The 15,323-nt window shown below is 57.8% G+C and carries 14 protein-coding genes and 1 pseudogene; 8 read left to right on the forward strand and 7 right to left on the reverse strand.

The window, feature by feature from the left end; translation table 11 throughout:
• Positions 1-148 precede the first annotated feature (148 nt).
• Complete coding sequence (locus AC1Q8Q_RS12835; protein WP_003177284.1) at positions 149-637, forward strand: Lrp/AsnC ligand binding domain-containing protein; 489 nt, start codon at positions 149-151, stop codon at positions 635-637.
• A gap of 38 nt (positions 638-675) precedes the next feature.
• Here the strand turns inward: AC1Q8Q_RS12835 and AC1Q8Q_RS12840 are convergent, their stop codons facing one another.
• A complete protein-coding gene (locus AC1Q8Q_RS12840) occupies positions 676-1,029 on the reverse strand; it encodes a YkgJ family cysteine cluster protein (protein WP_110748172.1) in 354 nt (117 codons plus the stop codon).
• Between the two features lie 146 nt (positions 1,030-1,175).
• Here AC1Q8Q_RS12840 and AC1Q8Q_RS12845 point away from each other — a divergent pair, with 146 nt between their 5' ends.
• On the forward strand, positions 1,176-2,489 hold the full coding sequence (locus tag AC1Q8Q_RS12845; RefSeq protein ID WP_492615089.1) for an NAD(P)/FAD-dependent oxidoreductase: 1,314 nt from the start codon (positions 1,176-1,178) through the stop codon (positions 2,487-2,489).
• A 140-nt stretch (positions 2,490-2,629) separates the two neighbouring features.
• Here AC1Q8Q_RS12845 and AC1Q8Q_RS12850 read toward each other — a convergent pair whose 3' ends face one another.
• Complete coding sequence (locus tag AC1Q8Q_RS12850) at positions 2,630-2,869, reverse strand: DUF1127 domain-containing protein (RefSeq protein WP_168756989.1); 240 nt, start codon at positions 2,867-2,869, stop codon at positions 2,630-2,632.
• Between the two features lie 179 nt (positions 2,870-3,048).
• Here AC1Q8Q_RS12850 and AC1Q8Q_RS12855 point away from each other — a divergent pair, with 179 nt between their 5' ends.
• Positions 3,049-4,482 carry an aminotransferase-like domain-containing protein gene (locus AC1Q8Q_RS12855; protein ID WP_492615090.1) on the forward strand — a complete coding sequence of 478 codons (1,434 nt, stop codon included), beginning with the start codon at positions 3,049-3,051 and terminating at the stop codon, positions 4,480-4,482.
• A 60-nt stretch (positions 4,483-4,542) separates the two neighbouring features.
• Positions 4,543-6,111: a phospholipase D family protein gene (locus AC1Q8Q_RS12860; protein WP_492615091.1), complete on the forward strand. Its 1,569-nt coding sequence runs from the start codon at positions 4,543-4,545 to the stop codon at positions 6,109-6,111.
• A gap of 78 nt (positions 6,112-6,189) precedes the next feature.
• Here AC1Q8Q_RS12860 and AC1Q8Q_RS12865 read toward each other — a convergent pair whose 3' ends face one another.
• Complete coding sequence (locus AC1Q8Q_RS12865; RefSeq protein ID WP_033044259.1) at positions 6,190-7,332, reverse strand: MFS transporter; 1,143 nt, start codon at positions 7,330-7,332, stop codon at positions 6,190-6,192.
• A gap of 255 nt (positions 7,333-7,587) precedes the next feature.
• Complete coding sequence (locus AC1Q8Q_RS12870; RefSeq protein ID WP_020797898.1) at positions 7,588-9,081, reverse strand: aldehyde dehydrogenase; 1,494 nt, start codon at positions 9,079-9,081, stop codon at positions 7,588-7,590.
• Between the two features lie 234 nt (positions 9,082-9,315).
• On the opposite strand from AC1Q8Q_RS12870, the gene AC1Q8Q_RS12875 reads away from it, so the two are divergent.
• A complete protein-coding gene (locus AC1Q8Q_RS12875; RefSeq protein WP_008054608.1) occupies positions 9,316-9,678 on the forward strand; it encodes a cupin domain-containing protein in 363 nt (120 codons plus the stop codon).
• A gap of 71 nt (positions 9,679-9,749) precedes the next feature.
• On the opposite strand, the gene rpmG is transcribed toward AC1Q8Q_RS12875, so the two are convergent.
• Both rpmG and rpmB read right to left on the reverse strand, forming a co-directional pair.
• Complete coding sequence (gene rpmG, locus AC1Q8Q_RS12880) at positions 9,750-9,905, reverse strand: 50S ribosomal protein L33 (RefSeq protein ID WP_007894709.1); 156 nt, start codon at positions 9,903-9,905, stop codon at positions 9,750-9,752.
• Positions 9,906-9,916: 11 nt separating this feature from the next.
• A complete protein-coding gene (rpmB, locus tag AC1Q8Q_RS12885; RefSeq protein ID WP_003176907.1) occupies positions 9,917-10,150 on the reverse strand; it encodes a 50S ribosomal protein L28 in 234 nt (77 codons plus the stop codon).
• Positions 10,151-10,597: 447 nt separating this feature from the next.
• Between rpmB and AC1Q8Q_RS12890 the strand changes: the two genes are divergently transcribed.
• Positions 10,598-12,184 (forward strand): ABC transporter substrate-binding protein, encoded by a 1,587-nt coding sequence (locus AC1Q8Q_RS12890; protein WP_083349911.1) that lies wholly within the window; start codon positions 10,598-10,600, stop codon positions 12,182-12,184.
• Positions 12,185-12,314: 130 nt separating this feature from the next.
• Here the strand turns inward: AC1Q8Q_RS12890 and AC1Q8Q_RS12895 are convergent.
• Positions 12,315-12,473 (reverse strand): annotated as a pseudogene (locus AC1Q8Q_RS12895) (JAB domain-containing protein); the annotation flags it as partial.
• 76 nt (positions 12,474-12,549) lie between these two features.
• On the opposite strand from AC1Q8Q_RS12895, the gene AC1Q8Q_RS12900 reads away from it, so the two are divergent.
• Together AC1Q8Q_RS12900 and AC1Q8Q_RS12905 are read left to right on the forward strand one after the other, a co-directional pair.
• The gene (locus AC1Q8Q_RS12900) at positions 12,550-13,716 is read left to right on the forward strand and encodes a tyrosine-type recombinase/integrase (protein WP_492615092.1); all 1,167 of its coding nucleotides are present in this window, start codon (positions 12,550-12,552) and stop codon (positions 13,714-13,716) included.
• Entirely contained in the window at positions 13,709-15,316 is a 1,608-nt protein-coding gene (locus tag AC1Q8Q_RS12905) for a site-specific integrase (protein ID WP_492615093.1), read from the forward strand. Before AC1Q8Q_RS12900 ends, AC1Q8Q_RS12905 begins: the two co-directional genes overlap by 8 nt.
• Positions 15,317-15,323 lie beyond the last annotated feature (7 nt).

Below are 15,323 nucleotides of genomic sequence, written 5' to 3' on the forward strand. Positions count from 1 at the left end.
CCTCATCGCGGCTAACCGCTGACGTTTGTTGTTCAAAGCTTCGGATGTGCGCAGTGTAAAAAAGATTTGCCAGTGCTTTTCACTATATAAGCGCCTATATTTGGCGACAATTCTCGGCAAAAACCCTTTTCACGGAGGCGCATCCCCTATGCGTACCAACACTCAAACCAAACGTGAGCTGGACAAGATCGACCGCAATATCCTGCGGATCCTGCAAGCGGATGGGCGCATATCTTTTACGGAACTTGGGGAAAAGGTCGGGCTCTCGACCACGCCCTGTACCGAGCGGGTGCGGCGCCTGGAGCGCGAAGGGATCATCATGGGCTACAACGCCCGGCTCAATCCGCAGCACCTCAAGGGAAGCCTGCTGGTATTCGTCGAGATCAGCCTCGACTACAAGTCCGGTGATACCTTCGAAGAATTCCGACGCGCCGTGCTGAAACTGCCCCACGTCCTGGAGTGCCACTTGGTATCAGGCGACTTCGACTACCTGGTAAAGGCGCGGATATCGGAGATGGCCTCGTACCGCAAACTGCTGGGCGACATCCTGCTCAAGCTGCCGCATGTGCGCGAATCCAAGAGTTATATCGTGATGGAAGAGGTGAAAGAGAGCTTGAGCCTGCCGATTCCGGATTGACTCGACATGGATCGTTCCCAGGCGGAGCGTGGGAACGATCAAACAAGAACCTGCCGGGTGCTGGCCATGTATTCATGGATCTGCTTCTCGACCCGAGGGTGAATCAGCTCTACCGGCCGCCGCCCATTCGGGCATGGCAGTGTTTTAGTAGTGCCAAACAACCGACAGATCAGCGGCCGTTCGTCATACACCGTGCAGCCGTTCGGCCCCAGATGGACGCAGTTGAGTTCATCCATCGCCGCATCCTGCTCGGCGCGGCTCTTGCGTGGCAGGCGGGACATTTCCTCCGGCGAGGTTGTTACCGGACCACAGCAGTCATGGCAGCCGGGGACGCACTCGAACGAGGGAATCTGCTGGCGCAACGTGCGAATTTTCTGACTGTTGCAGCTCATCCAAACTATTACCGATCTCGAAACAGAGGCAGATTCTGACGTAAAAATCCCCATCCAGACAGCACCGAGCGACCAGTGTTGCCCGCCTTCGAGGTCCGGCTTATGCTCCGTCGAATTTTCTAGACACACCCATCAGGATCACGCACATGAATGGCCGTGCCCAGCAGCCTGTCCCGAATCACCGGCACACCGCCTCCTATTACGCCGCCAGCAGCCTGCCTCAGCCTGACTTTCCGGTGCTGTCCGGCGAACAGATGGCTGATGTCTGCGTGGTCGGGGGCGGATTCTCCGGATTGAACACAGCGCTGGAACTGGCGGAACGCGGCCTGAGCGTGGTGCTGCTGGAAGCCCATAAAATCGGCTGGGGCGCCAGCGGCCGCAATGGCGGGCAACTGATTCGCGGGGTTGGCCATGGCCTTGATCAGTTTGCCAACGTGATCGGCGCCGACGGTGTACGTCAGATGAAGCTCATGGGCCTGGAAGCAGTTGAAATCGTCCGACAGCGGGTCGAACGTTTTCAGATCCCCTGCGACCTGACGTGGGGTTACTGCGACCTGGCCAACAAGCCCCGTGATCTCGAAGGTTTCGCCGAAGACGCCGAAGAATTGCGCAGCCTCGGCTACCGCTACGAAACCCGTCTGCTGCAACCCCATGAAATGCACACCGTAGTGGGCTCCGACCGCTACGTCGGCGGTTTGATCGACATGGGTTCCGGGCATCTGCACCCACTGAACCTGGCGCTGGGCGAAGCCGCCGCCGCCCGGCAACTGGGCGTGAAACTGTTCGAACAGTCGGCCGTCACGCGCATCGACTACGGCCCCGAGGTCAAGGTGCACACCGCCACAGGCTCGGTCCGGGCAAAGACGCTGGTACTGGGCTGCAACGCCTACCTCAATGAGCTCAATCCCGAACTCAGCGGCAAGGTGTTGCCCGCCGGCAGCTATATCATCGCGACCGAACCCTTGAGCGAAGAACTGGCCCACGCACTGTTGCCGCAGAACATGGCGGTCTGCGATCAGCGGGTGGCGCTGGATTACTATCGACTCTCGGCGGATCGCCGCCTGCTGTTCGGCGGTGCCTGCCATTACTCGGGGCGGGACCCGAAAGATATCGCCGCCTATATGCGTCCAAAAATGCTGGACGTCTTCCCGCAATTGGCCGACGTGAGGATCGATTATCAGTGGGGCGGGATGATCGGAATCGGCGCCAACCGTCTACCGCAGATCGGACGACTTAAAGATCAGCCAAATGTGTATTACGCCCAGGCATATTCCGGTCACGGGGTGAACGCCACGCACCTGGCGGGCAAGTTGCTGGCCGAGGCCATTAGCGGGCAGCACAGCGGTGGCTTCGACCTGTTCTCCCAGGTGCCGCACATCACGTTCCCCGGCGGTAAGCATTTGCGCTCGCCGTTGTTGGCGTTGGGGATGTTGTGGCATCGGCTCAAAGAGTTGGTCTGATCGTTTGGTTTCGGCTCACCGGGCCTCTTCGCGGGCAAGCCCGCTCCCACAGGAGCCGTGTCGTACAAAACATCTGTGACCGACGCGGTCCTTGTGGGAGCGGGCTTGCCCGCGAATGGATCGAATGAACACCGCAATGTTCAAACTCTCCAGAAAGGCTTAAGCCCCTCCTCCCGCGCCTGCTCACGCGTCAGCCCGACATCCTTGAGCTGAGCAGGTGTCAGTTCGAGCAATGCCTTGCGCGTGTGCAGACGACGCCAGAACCGATCCCAGCGCTTCAAAGGCGCGCCGCGCATGTCCGCCTCGCGCGCACCGTGATCCTGCCCTGCCGTCAGCTCTTGACTGTGTAACGTCAGCCGCACATCGCTCAAGCCGTTCATTTTGATTGCTCCTGTTTACTTGGGTAGCCAGAGCTTTCATGATGCGTGGACGGCGAAAAGCATTACAGATTCAACCAAAATGTATTATCTCCATACAGATTTAACGCTGTAGGTACTGAATCCTGATTTTTTGCTCCATCTGTACTGGTCAATCACCTGACCTCAGACGAGACTGCACCATGACTCTCTACGTCAACCTCGCCGAACTGCTCGGCACGCGAATCGAACAAGGCTTCTATCGCCCCGGTGACCGACTGCCGTCGGTGCGCGCGCTGAGTGTTGAACACGGCGTCAGTCTGAGCACAGTGCAGCAGGCTTATCGCGTGCTGGAAGACAGCGGACTGGCCACGCCAAGGCCTAAATCCGGATATTTCGTGCCGGTCAGCCGCGATCTGCCCGAACTTCCAGCGGTGGGTCGCCCGGCTCAGCGGCCGGTAGACATTTCCCAATGGGACCAGGTGCTGGAGCTGATCCGTGCGGTGCCGCGCAAGGATGTCGTGCAACTGGGTCGCGGCATGCCGGACATCACAACGCCGACCCTCAAGCCGCTGCTGCGCGGCCTGGCGCAGCTCAGCCGCCGACAAGACATGCCCGGCCTGTATTACGACAACATCCACGGCAATCTGGAACTGCGCGAGCAGATCGCCCGGCTGATGCTCGATTCCGGCTGCCAACTGGCCCCCGGCGACCTGGTGGTAACGACTGGCTGCCACGAGGCGCTGTCCACCAGCATTCGTTCGATCTGCGAGCCAGGCGATATTGTGGCTGTGGATTCGCCAAGCTTTCATGGCGCCATGCAAACCCTCAAGGGCCTGGGGATGAAAGCCCTGGAAATCCCCACCGACCCGCTCACCGGGATCAGCCTGGATGCACTGGAACTGGCATTGGAACAGTGGCCGATCAAGGCCATACAGTTGACCCCAAACTGCAACAACCCGCTGGGCTATATCATGTCGGAGTCGCGCAAACGCTCACTCTTGATGCTTGCACAGCGCTTTGACGTGGCGATCATCGAAGACGATGTGTATGGCGAGCTGGCCTACAGCTATCCTCGCCCGCGCACCATCAAATCTTTCGACGAAGACGGTCGTGTCCTGCTGTGCAGTTCGTTTTCCAAAACCCTCGCTCCCGGCCTGCGCATTGGCTGGGTGGCGCCGGGACGCTATCTGGAGCGCGTGCTGCACATGAAATACATCAGCACCGGCTCGACCGCGCCGCAGCCACAGATTGCCATCGCCGAGTTTCTCAAGGCCGGTCATTTCGAACCGCATTTGCGGCGCATGCGCACGCAATACCAGCGCAATCGCGACGCGATGATCGATTGGGTCACGCGGTATTTCCCCGCAGGCACCCGCGCCAGCCGCCCGCAAGGCAGTTTCATGCTGTGGGTCGAGTTGCCGGAAGGCTTCGACACCCTGAAACTCAATCGCGCCTTGCACGATCAGGGCGTACAGATTGCCGTCGGCAGCATCTTTTCTGCCTCGGGCAAGTACCGCAATTGCCTGCGCATGAACTACGCTGCCAAACCAACAGCACAGGTTGAAGAAGCTGTGCGCAAGGTCGGCGCCGCTGCCATCCAACTGCTGGCGCAAACCAACGGGCTGACTGACTGACCTTTCTGCGCAAATTAGCGTCCATATACCAACATCTGCCGCCAATCGGAACGGTCCCACGTGAGAATCAGACAGCCCCTGCTAGCTCTGGTGTTACTTGCTTCGTTCCTTGGCGGCTGCGCCAGCCTCGACGTGCAGCGCGAACAAAGCCAGGCGCTGCCGGCGAGCGCTTCGGCATTTGGCCGTTCGGTCCAGGCGCAGGCGGCACCCCATGAAGGGAAATCCGGCTTTCGCCTGCTATCGGACAGCACCGAAGCCTTCACCGCCCGCGCCGAACTGATCCGCAACGCCCAAGGTAGTCTCGATTTGCAGTACTACATCGTGCATGACGGCGTCAGCACGCGGATGCTGGTGGAGGAATTGCTCAAGGCCGCCGACCGCGGGGTGCGTGTGCGCATCCTGCTCGACGACACCACCAGTGACGGCCAGGACGTCACCATCGCCACGCTTGCAGCGCATCCGCAGATCCAGATTCGAGTGTTCAACCCTTTGCACCTGGGGCGCAGCACCGGCGTAACGCGTACCATGGGTCGCTTGTTCAACTTGTCACAACAACATCGGCGCATGCACAACAAGCTGTGGCTGGCGGACAACAGCATGGCCATCGTCGGCGGGCGTAATCTGGGTGACGAGTATTTCGATGCCGAACCCAATCTGAATTTTACCGACATCGACATCCTCGGCGTCGGCCCGATCGCGGAGCAGCTCGGGCACAGTTTCGACCAATACTGGAATAGCGCCCTGAGCAAACCGGTCGAACAGTTTCTGTCGAGCAAACCGACCGCACAGGACCTGAAAAATACCCGGGCCCGACTGGAAGAATCCCTGGAACAATCACGCAAACAGAACCATGCGCTCTTTCAGCAGTTGAGGAAGTTTGCCACGGACCCGCGCCTGGATACCTGGCGCAAAGAGCTGATCTGGGCCTGGAACCAGGCGTTGTGGGATGCACCGAGCAAAGTGCTTGCGGACGGCGAGCCAGACCCGCACCTGCTGCTGACCACCCAATTAGCACCCGAACTCGATGGCGTCAGTAAAGAACTGGTGATGATTTCCGCTTATTTCGTGCCCGGTCAGCCGGGCCTGGTGTATCTGACCGGCCGCGCCGATGCCGGCGTGTCGGTGAGGTTGCTGACCAATTCATTGGAGGCCACGGACGTACCGGCGGTGCATGGCGGCTACGCCCCGTATCGCAAGGCGTTGCTGGAGCATGGCGTACAACTCTTCGAACTGCGCCGCCAGCCCGGCGATGAAAGCGGCAGCGGACCGCGCCTGTTTTCCCGCAGGTCCTATGGCGAGTCCGACTCCAGCCTGCACAGCAAGGCGATCATCTTCGACCAACAGAAATCCTTCATCGGTTCATTCAACTTCGATCCACGCTCGGTACTGTGGAACACCGAAGTCGGCGTGCTGGTGGACAGCCCGGAACTCGCGGCCCGCGTGCGCGAACTGGCATTGGAAGGCATGGCGCCAGCCCTGAGTTATCAGGCGCGGCTGGAGAATGGCCAAGTGGTATGGGTGACCGAAGACGACGGCAAGATGCACACCCTCACCGAAGAGCCGGCCAGTTGGTGGCGACGCTTCAATGCCTGGCTCAGCACTACAGTGGGACTGGAGCGCATGCTTTAAAAGACCCGAGCGTTCGGCAGTCCTGCCACTGAAATGCGATCGCCTGCAGGCGCTGCCGAAGATTGCGATCTTTTGATCTTATGCTGGCTGTACGGCGCCAAATGCCCCTTGGCGCGACAGCAGAATCACCAGGCCAAACGCTCCCGCCGCCATTAGCAATGGCAGCGCGTGCCCGCTGATCCACTGGCTGCCAGCACCGGCGATCAACGGCCCGAGCAGGCAACCGATGCCCCACAACTGCGCGATGTGGGCATTGGCTCGGACCAGCGCATCGTCGCGATAACGCTCGCCAATCAGGATCAGCGACAAGGTAAACAGCCCGCCAGCACTGGCGCCGAACAGCACCCACAGCGGCCAGATCATCAGAGTGTCGATCAGCAGCGGGATCGCCAGGCTCGACACCAACAGGACTACCGCGCACCAGGTGAACAATGCTCGGCGCGACATCCGGTCCGCCAGCGCGCCGATGGGCAATTGCAGCAAAGCATCCCCCACCACCACCGTGCTGACCATCGCCAGGGCGATTTCCGTGGTGAAGCCCTGGCGCAGGCAATACACCGGCAGTAACGTCAAGATCATCGCTTCGAACGCCGCGAACAGCGACACCGCCCAGGCAATCGCCGGCAGGCCACGGCAGAAGGTCAGCAAATCACCGAAGGTCACGCTGCAGGCCTCGCTACTGGGCGCACCACTGCGGCCCAACAACAGCAACGGTGCCGCCACCAGCAATCCGACGCCAACCCAGAAGCCATAATCGTGCTGGGTGCCGAGGACGCCCAGCAATATCGGCCCAGCCAATTGGCTCAACGCATAACTACTGCCGTACAGCGCCACCAGCCTCCCGCGCCACTCCTCGACCACCAGTTGGTTGATCCAGCTTTCACCGAGGATGAAGACCAGGGTCAGAACCACGCCGATCAACAAGCGCAGCACCAGCCAGATCGGATAGCTGGGCAACAATGCCAGCAGGCCGATGGACACAGCCCCACCCCACAAACACAGGCGCATCAGATTGGCCGTGCCAAGACGCGCTGCCAGGTGACTGGAAATCTTCGCGCCTAATAAAACACCAATGGCCGGCATCGCGGCCATTACGCCGATGGCAAACGAGCCGTATCCCCAGCTTTCCAGGCGAAACGACACCAGCGGCATGCTGACACCCAGGGCCAGGCCGACACTCAAGACAGACGCCAATACGGCGAAATACGTCGCCCAACGCATGTTCCACGCTCCTGTGGATTGTTATTTTTACAGGCGGCACAAAGCAATGTGGGAGCGGGCCTTTGTGGCGAGGGGATTTATCCCCGTTGGGTCGCGAAGCGGCCCCAAAACCTGCAACAGCGGAGTATCGATACACCGCTTGCACTGGCTTTGCGACTGCTTCGCAGCCGAACGGGGATAAATCCCCTCACCACAAAGGCTCGCTCCCACAGGGGGTCTGCGTTGAGCCCCGGCATAGCCAGGGCTCGCGTCACATTACAACTTGATCCAGGTCGCCTTCAGCTCGGTGTACTTGTCGAACGCATGCAGCGACTTGTCGCGACCGTTGCCGGACTGCTTGAAGCCACCGAACGGCGCCGTCATGTCGCCACCATCATACTGGTTGACCCAGACGCTACCGGCACGCAGTGCGCGGGCGGTCAGGTGAGCCTTGGAGATGTCGGCAGTCCACACCGCGGCGGCCAGGCCGTAAGGCGTGTCGTTGGCGATGGCGACGGCTTCTTCGGCGCTGTCGAAGGTGATGACCGACAACACTGGCCCGAAGATTTCTTCCTGGGCGATTTTCATCGCGTTGCTTACGCCGTCGAAAATGGTCGGCTCAACGTAGGTGCCCCCCGATTCCTGAAGCGTACGCTTGCCACCGGCCACCAGTTTGGCGCCGTCGGCATGGCCAGACTCGATGTATGACAGCACAGTGTTCATCTGCTGGGTATCGACCAGCGCGCCGACATTGGTCGCCGGATCCAGCGGGTTGCCAGGCTTCCAGGTCTTCAAGGCTTCGATCACCAGCGGCAGGAATTTATCCTTGATGGAGCGTTCCACCAGCAGGCGCGAACCAGCGGTGCAGACTTCGCCCTGGTTGAACGCGATGGCGCCCGCAGCGGCTTCGGCGGCTTCTTGCAGGTTCGGTGCATCGGCGAACACGATGTTGGGGCTCTTGCCACCGGCTTCGAGCCAGACGCGCTTCATGTTCGACTCGCCGGAGTAGATCAGCAGTTGCTTGGCGATCTTGGTTGAACCGGTGAATACCAGGGTGTCGACATCGTTGTGCAGGGCCAAGGCCTTGCCGACGGTGTGACCGTAACCCGGCAGCACGTTGAGCACGCCTTTCGGAATACCGGCTTCGACGGCCAGGGCAGCGATGCGGATGGCAGTCAGCGGGGATTTTTCCGACGGCTTGAGGATCACCGAGTTACCGGTGGACAGCGCCGGGCCGAGTTTCCAGCACGCCATCATCAACGGGAAGTTCCACGGCACGATGGCACCGACAACACCGACTGGCTCGCGAGTGACCAGACCCAGTTGATCGTGCGGGGTTGCCGCCACTTCGTCGTAGATCTTGTCGATGGCTTCGCCGCTCCAGCTCAGTGCTTGCGCCGCGCCAGGAACGTCGATGTACAGGGAGTCGCTGATCGGCTTGCCCATGTCCAGGGTTTCAAGCAGGGCCAGCTCTTCGGCGTGCTGTTTCAGCAGGCCGGCGAAACGAATCATGGTGGCTTTGCGCTTGGTCGGCGCCAGGCGCGACCAGACGCCAGAGTTGAAGGTGGCGCGGGCGTTTTCAACAGCGCGCTGGGCATCGGCGGCGTCACAGCTGGCGATCTTGCCCAGCAGGCGGCCATCGACCGGGCTGATGCACTCGAAGGTCTCGGCGGAGACGGCATCGGTGTATTCACCATTGATGTAGGCGCGGCCTTCGATCTTCAGATCGCGAGCGCGTTGCTCCCAGTCGGCACGAGTCAGGGTGGTCATGCGAGTGTCCTCCTCTTATTGAATACGACACCCGCGTTCTTCGCGGGCGCTGTCAGGAATTCTGCCCGGCCAGCCAGCTTGCGGCCCAAGGCAACCACCACCCTAAACCAGCGGCAGGTGAAGTTTCAATATATTTGACATAACACCGGCAAACGGCCTTGCGATGTTCATTTTAATAAACATAGACTTAAACATTACCAGCCACTCGCACCGCAAAGACGGGGGAATACAATAATGAGCATCCAGAACATCGTAGACTTCAGCCAGGCCACCACTGCCGTCGAACGCTATCGCCCAGACCCGGCGAAAGTTCTCAAAGGCGATCCCGAGCAAGCCGTGTACAACCACTACAACAGCCCTTGCGGACAGTTGAATGCCGGTGTGTGGGAAGGCGCGGTCGGCCAGTGGCTGGTGAATTTCACCGAGCACGAATACTGCGAAATCGTTCAGGGTGTTTCTGTGTTGCGTGACAACGACGGCAACAGCAAAACCGTACGCGCGGGCGATCGCTTCGTGATCCCGGCAGGCTTCCGTGGCACCTGGGAAGTGCTGGAGCCGTGCCGCAAGATCTATGTGGCGTTTGAACAGAAAGCCTGATTTTTTTGCAGGCAGCAAAAAAGGCCCGTATCTCGCGATACGGGCCTTTTTCGTAAGTCAGGAAAAATCAATTACTTGATTTTGCCTTCCTTGTAGATCACGTGCTTGCGAACAACCGGATCAAATTTCTTGATCTCGATTTTGTCCGGAGTAGTACGCTTGTTCTTGTCGGTAGTGTAGAAATGACCAGTACCGGCGCTCGAAATCAAACGAATCAATTCACGCATGATTAGCTCCCTTAGATCTTGCCAGCGGCGCGGATTTCGGCCAGCACGACAGTGATGCCACGCTTGTCGATGATGCGCATGCCTTTGGCAGATACGCGCAGACGCACGAAACGTTTCTCTTCTTCAACCCAGAAGCGGTGATGCTGCAGGTTCGGCAGGAAACGACGACGGGTTTTGTTATTTGCGTGGGAAATGTTATTCCCAGTCACCGGACCCTTACCGGTAACTTGACAGACTCTCGACATGCCTCAGCCCTCTAAAACCACATGCCCAACCCGGCATGGGTTGGCCGCTTAATCTCTCAGTCATTTGGCGCCAGGCGCCGCGTTTCTTTAAGGGTCTTACCGGCTACACCTACAAACGAAGGAACCGGGCCCCTAGAAAAGAGCGCTGCTTTATACCAGAAAGACTAGAGAGCAACAACATTCAGTGTGCGCTGAGTTGATAAAAACCCTGTTTTTCAGGCGCCAGGCGCCTTGGATCAAGGCTATCGTCGCTTGCGACCGCTCGTCGCAGAGAATCTGCGCAACAAGCCGATCCAGCTTTTTCCCAACCAGCGCTCGCCAGAATCGATCGGCTATAGTCCCCTGAAAACGAAAAAGGGGATAGTCATTTGCAATCCAGCCCACTAGGGTAAGCCTTTTCCAGACTGCACTTGCAGATGGGCCTTCGATCTGTAAAGGAACCCGACCATGCGCCTCGCTGCCCTACCGCTGTTGCTTGCCCCGCTCCTGCTGGGCCCACAGGCCTACGCCGCCGCCCTGAGCGTCTGCACCGAGGCCAGCCCCGAAGGGTTCGATGTGGTGCAATACAACTCGCTGACCACCACCAACGCTTCGGCTGACGTGCTGATGAACCGATTGGTGGACTTCGACAATGCCAGCGGCAAAGTTGTCCCCAGCCTCGCGGACAGTTGGGAGGTCACACCGGATGGCCTGACCTACATCTTCAAGTTGCACCCCCAGGTGAAATTTCATCGCACCGACTACTTCAGCCCAACGCGTGAACTGACCGCCGAGGACGTGAAGTTCAGCTTTGACCGGATGCTCGATCCGGCCAACCCATGGCACAAAGTCGCCCAGAGCGGCTTCCCCCATGCTCAGTCGATGCAATTGCCCGCACTGATCAAGAAGATCGACGCACTGGACCCCCTGACCATACGCTTTACCCTGGATCACCCGGACTCCACCTTCCTCGCCACCCTGAGCATGGGCTTCGCCTCGATTTACTCGGCCGAGTACGCTGACAAGCTGATGAAAGCCGGCACGCCGGAAAAGCTCAATAACCAACCGATCGGCACTGGCCCGTTCGTATTCACGCGTTTCCAGAAGGACGCCACCGTTCGCTACAAAGCCAACGCCGAGTACTTCCGCGGCAAGCCCTCGGTCGATCCGCTGATCTTTGCCATTACCCCTGACGCCAACGTGCGCTTGCAGAAATTGCGCCGCAATGAATGCCAGATTGCGCTGTCGCCCAAGCCTCTGGATGTCCAGGCGGCGCTGAAGGAGCCGACGCTGAAAGTCGAAAAGACTGACGCCTTCATGACCGCCTTCGTTGCCATCAACAGTCAGCACCCGCCTTTGGACAAACCCGAAGTGCGCCAGGCGATCAACCTCGCCTTCGACAAGGCCAACTACGTCAAGGCCGTGTTCGAAGACACCGCTGAACCCGCCAACGGCCCCTACCCGCCCAACACCTGGAGCTATGCGAAAACATTGCCGGGTTACCCGCATGACGTCGAGAAAGCCAAGGCGTTGATGGCTAAGGCCGGGCTCAAGGAGGGATTCCAGACCACCATCTGGACCCGTCCTTCGGGCAGCCTGCTGAACCCTAACCCGAGCCTCGGCGCTCAACTGCTTCAGTCCGATTTGGCGGAAATCGGCATTCAGGCCGAAATCCGCGTCATCGAATGGGGTGAGTTGATTCGCCGCGCCAAAGCTGGCGAACACGACTTGCTGTTCATGGGCTGGGCGGGTGACAACGGTGACCCGGATAACTTCCTCACGCCGCAGTTTTCCTGCGCAGCCGTCAAGTCCGGCACCAACTTTGCGCGCTATTGCAACCAGGACCTGGACAAGTTGATCAATGCCGGCAAGACCACCGGTGAGCAAGGCGTGCGCACCAAGCTCTACGAACAGGCCCAGACGCAGATCCAGCAACAGGCACTGTGGCTGCCCCTGGCGCATCCAACCGCCTTCGCCCTGACCAGCAAGGCCGTCGAGGGATACTCGGTCAGCCCGTTTGGGCGACAGGATTACTCGAAGGTCAACATCAAATAGGCCACCCGACACAAAACCCTGTAGGAGCGAGCATGCTCGCGATGGTCGTCAACGATGACAAGGGCCGCCTGAAAGAAAGCGGTGCCCCTACCACCATCGCGAGCATGCTCGCTCCTACACGGGGGGGGGGTCACATCCACCCGTACTCCGCCATCGACAGCGGGTTGCCATCGCCAATGATGAAATGGTCGAGCACCCGCACATCGATGAGGTCCAGCGCCTTCTGCAGGCGCTTGGTCAGCATCCGGTCAGCCTGGCTGGGGTCAGTGTTGCCTGACGGATGGTTGTGACAGTTATGGTATATGCTCTGAAACGTTGCAGAGCTGGAGGTACCGATGCCAGACGTCCCTTTCTGCGAAATCCGAATGATCCGTACTGCCTCCAGCGGCCTCAGACCGTACCTTCTGGTGGAGGGAGTTCCGGTAATTTTAGCAAACCTCTGGGCCGAGGATTTGCTTCAAAAATCACGTCTCAACACCGTCGAAAACTACCTTCGTGACGTTGCTATCGCGTATGAGTGGGCTCTCAGCCGAGGTTCCCCACTGGAGGGAAAACTTGAGCGCTTGGCGGTCTTCAGTTCAACCGAGCTGACCTCGCTGGCCGAACGCCTCTGCTCCACCAAACGCGGTGCGGAAGCCAGCCAATCGACATGCGCGCGACGGCTCGAATCCATCAAATCATTCATAGACTTCTCTTTTGAGCATTACGTAGAGCTCAATCGACTTAGCCTACTGGAGCAAAGTCAAGCTGAGAAAAACAAAAATAAGAATCTCCGAAACCTTCACAAAAAAGTCATTAAAATCGCGCAGCAATCAGAGCCATCGCTCCCTGCTACTCCGCTTGATTCAAGTGAGCAAGCTTTACTCAAAAGCGTGTTAAGCCCAGGTGACTCGAGAAACCCCTTTAACAGCGTACAAACACAGGCCCGTAATCACTGCCTATTTTTGGTTATGCTTGAAACACTTGCCAGGCGTGGCGAGGTGGTTCTCATAGAATTGAACGACGTTGATCTTGGACCCTCTCCAACCATCCGCATCAAACGCCCAAGCGATATCAACAGGGAGCGAAGAAAAGATGGGGCAAGCCTTAAGACGCGCGGAAGGGAAGTCCCAATAAGCGCTTCGCTAGCCGCGAGCCTGAACGAATATATCTCCGATCATCGCGCAAAGCTGCTCAAACCCAGAAGGCCTTGCACCGCCCTTTTTGTAAGCTCTCGTGATGGTCGACGATTGTCTGCTCGAACCGTAAACACGGTTCTTCGAACCGTCGCAGCCTGCCTCGGCCTACCGAAATTCTCAACGCGGATTCATCCGCACGGACTGAGATCGACTGGGGCAAACATAGCCCGCAAACGATTTGAGAATAGCGGCGCTCCTAGCATTAACGTAAAGGACGCCTTGGCGTATCTGGGGGGCTGGAGTCCAAACAGCGAAAGCGTTCAGCAGTATTCTCGGCAAGCAATATCGGACCGCCTCGGAGAAATTATCAGAAAATCCGAAAGCTCAAATTTGCGAGAGACGGCCGATGACTAGCTTTTCGCCGACTGAGTTGATCAGTGAAATCGAATGTCGTTTCGGCATCGAAACTGATGCCTTCCCTTTCATGGTTCAATCTACATACGGTCAAACCATCACGGTTCGTAATGATACCGCGTGGCTTGAAAAGCTAACGATAGAAAAAATCGGGTGCGCCCCGACGAATATTGCGTGGGGCCGCCCTCTACACGCTAACTTGTTAGTTGAGTGGCTTCTCAGAGGATGGTTCATAGATCGCATTCAAACTCACATTGACCTTAGACCACTAATTGTCGTCCAGCGGCTTCTAGCTGCTCATGAATTTCCGGGAGATGACGCAGAGACTATTGGAAATGGATTGTCGTCACTTGCTGTACGCGAATGTACTCGGTTAAAAACGTTAAGCTGCAATGATGAGTTGGTTGCACTTCGAGTTTTCTATCGATGGTGCTTGGACGAAGAAGTCTCAGGATTCAATGAACACGACAGCCTTGAACTATCGCAGCTGACAGTAACGGCATTTGATAACAGGCACTTGGTCACGATGCGAGACGATGACTTCGGCCCCTTCACTCGGGTCCAACTCACGCACATCGAGATGCACCTCTCCACCTGTGAGTTCGTAACTCATGCACAGCGCACGCTTTTTCTCCTTGCTCGCGACTGGGGTATTCGCCCCATACAATTAGCTCTAATGCAGATTACAGACTTTGGCGTTGATGAAAGCGGCCCCTTTGTCAGGGTGCCAAGCGTGAAAGGGATTCGACGTTCAAGGCTCAGGAGGCATCCAAGTAACTTAGTAAAACGTTACATTTCTAACGATACGGCAGAAGCTGTAAAGCAACAGTGCGCCTCAGCTGAGCACCAATGCAATGCCGCATCCGGGGCAATTCATGCGTTATGCGCCAAGCATGGCATAAGCGTTCCCAAACTGCCTACTCCGTTGTTTCCTGCGGTCTATAAATCTGAGATTCGACTCCTGCGGTTCCTAATCAACCCCAAATTGACGCCATTCACTTTGCACCTTGACAATCACCGCTTGAGCTATGAGTTAACCTCGCTTACCTGGACGCTCAAACTGCCTGATCCGCACAGAAGCCGTCAAGAAACAGCTCCTTTTATGCGGATCTCGGCTTACAGACTGCGCCGAACCAAAGCAACTTCCATGGTTCTCTCCGGAGCATCTCCGGAAGAAGTCGCAGAAGCGTTAGACCATAGAAACCTTAATTCCATCAAGCACTATTTTCGCTACAACCTTGAACTACAAGAGTTTATAAATACAACTCACATGGCGAGCCCAGAAATCAATCTTGCAGTGCAAATGTGGTGCGGAAAATTCATGGAAGTAACTGCTGACAGATCTTCACTAACAGCAATTAGCAGCTTAGGGTTGTGCAGCTCCACCGAGCCATGTCCTTACCATCCCACGGTGACATGCTATGCATGTCCCAAATTCAGGCCCAGTCGTCACGCTGATCATGAAGCAGCTCTAGCTGATATCACTAAATTTCAGCAGATGTTGGGGAGTACTTCTACGGGCGCAATGGCCCAGCAGGTCGAAGCAGCAATTCACGGCGCCAAGTCCGTGATAATCGCCGTGAAGGAGCTAGATGATTGAGTATATC

Source organism: Pseudomonas sp. GW823-FHT06B06, assembly GCF_058795195.1.

Bases quoted from the DNA above. Each gene is read 5' to 3' on its own strand.
- AC1Q8Q_RS12840 (WP_110748172.1), bottom strand. From the start codon at position 1,029: ATGAGCTGCAACAGTCAGAAAATTCGCACGTTGCGCCAGCAGATTCCC.
- AC1Q8Q_RS12870 (WP_020797898.1), bottom strand. From the start codon at position 9,081: ATGACCACCCTGACTCGTGCCGACTGGGAGCAACGCGCTCGCGATCTG.
- AC1Q8Q_RS12890 (WP_083349911.1), top strand. From the start codon at position 10,598: ATGCGCCTCGCTGCCCTACCGCTGTTGCTTGCCCCGCTCCTGCTGGGC.
- rpmB (WP_003176907.1), bottom strand. From the start codon at position 10,150: ATGTCGAGAGTCTGTCAAGTTACCGGTAAGGGTCCGGTGACTGGGAAT.
- AC1Q8Q_RS12835 (WP_003177284.1), top strand. From the start codon at position 149: ATGCGTACCAACACTCAAACCAAACGTGAGCTGGACAAGATCGACCGC.
- AC1Q8Q_RS12845 (WP_492615089.1), top strand. From the start codon at position 1,176: ATGAATGGCCGTGCCCAGCAGCCTGTCCCGAATCACCGGCACACCGCC.
- AC1Q8Q_RS12900 (WP_492615092.1), top strand. From the start codon at position 12,550: ATGATCCGTACTGCCTCCAGCGGCCTCAGACCGTACCTTCTGGTGGAG.
- rpmG (WP_007894709.1), bottom strand. From the start codon at position 9,905: ATGCGTGAATTGATTCGTTTGATTTCGAGCGCCGGTACTGGTCATTTC.
- AC1Q8Q_RS12855 (WP_492615090.1), top strand. From the start codon at position 3,049: ATGACTCTCTACGTCAACCTCGCCGAACTGCTCGGCACGCGAATCGAA.
- AC1Q8Q_RS12865 (WP_033044259.1), bottom strand. From the start codon at position 7,332: ATGCGTTGGGCGACGTATTTCGCCGTATTGGCGTCTGTCTTGAGTGTC.
- AC1Q8Q_RS12850 (WP_168756989.1), bottom strand. From the start codon at position 2,869: ATGAACGGCTTGAGCGATGTGCGGCTGACGTTACACAGTCAAGAGCTG.
- AC1Q8Q_RS12875 (WP_008054608.1), top strand. From the start codon at position 9,316: ATGAGCATCCAGAACATCGTAGACTTCAGCCAGGCCACCACTGCCGTC.
- AC1Q8Q_RS12905 (WP_492615093.1), top strand. From the start codon at position 13,709: ATGACTAGCTTTTCGCCGACTGAGTTGATCAGTGAAATCGAATGTCGT.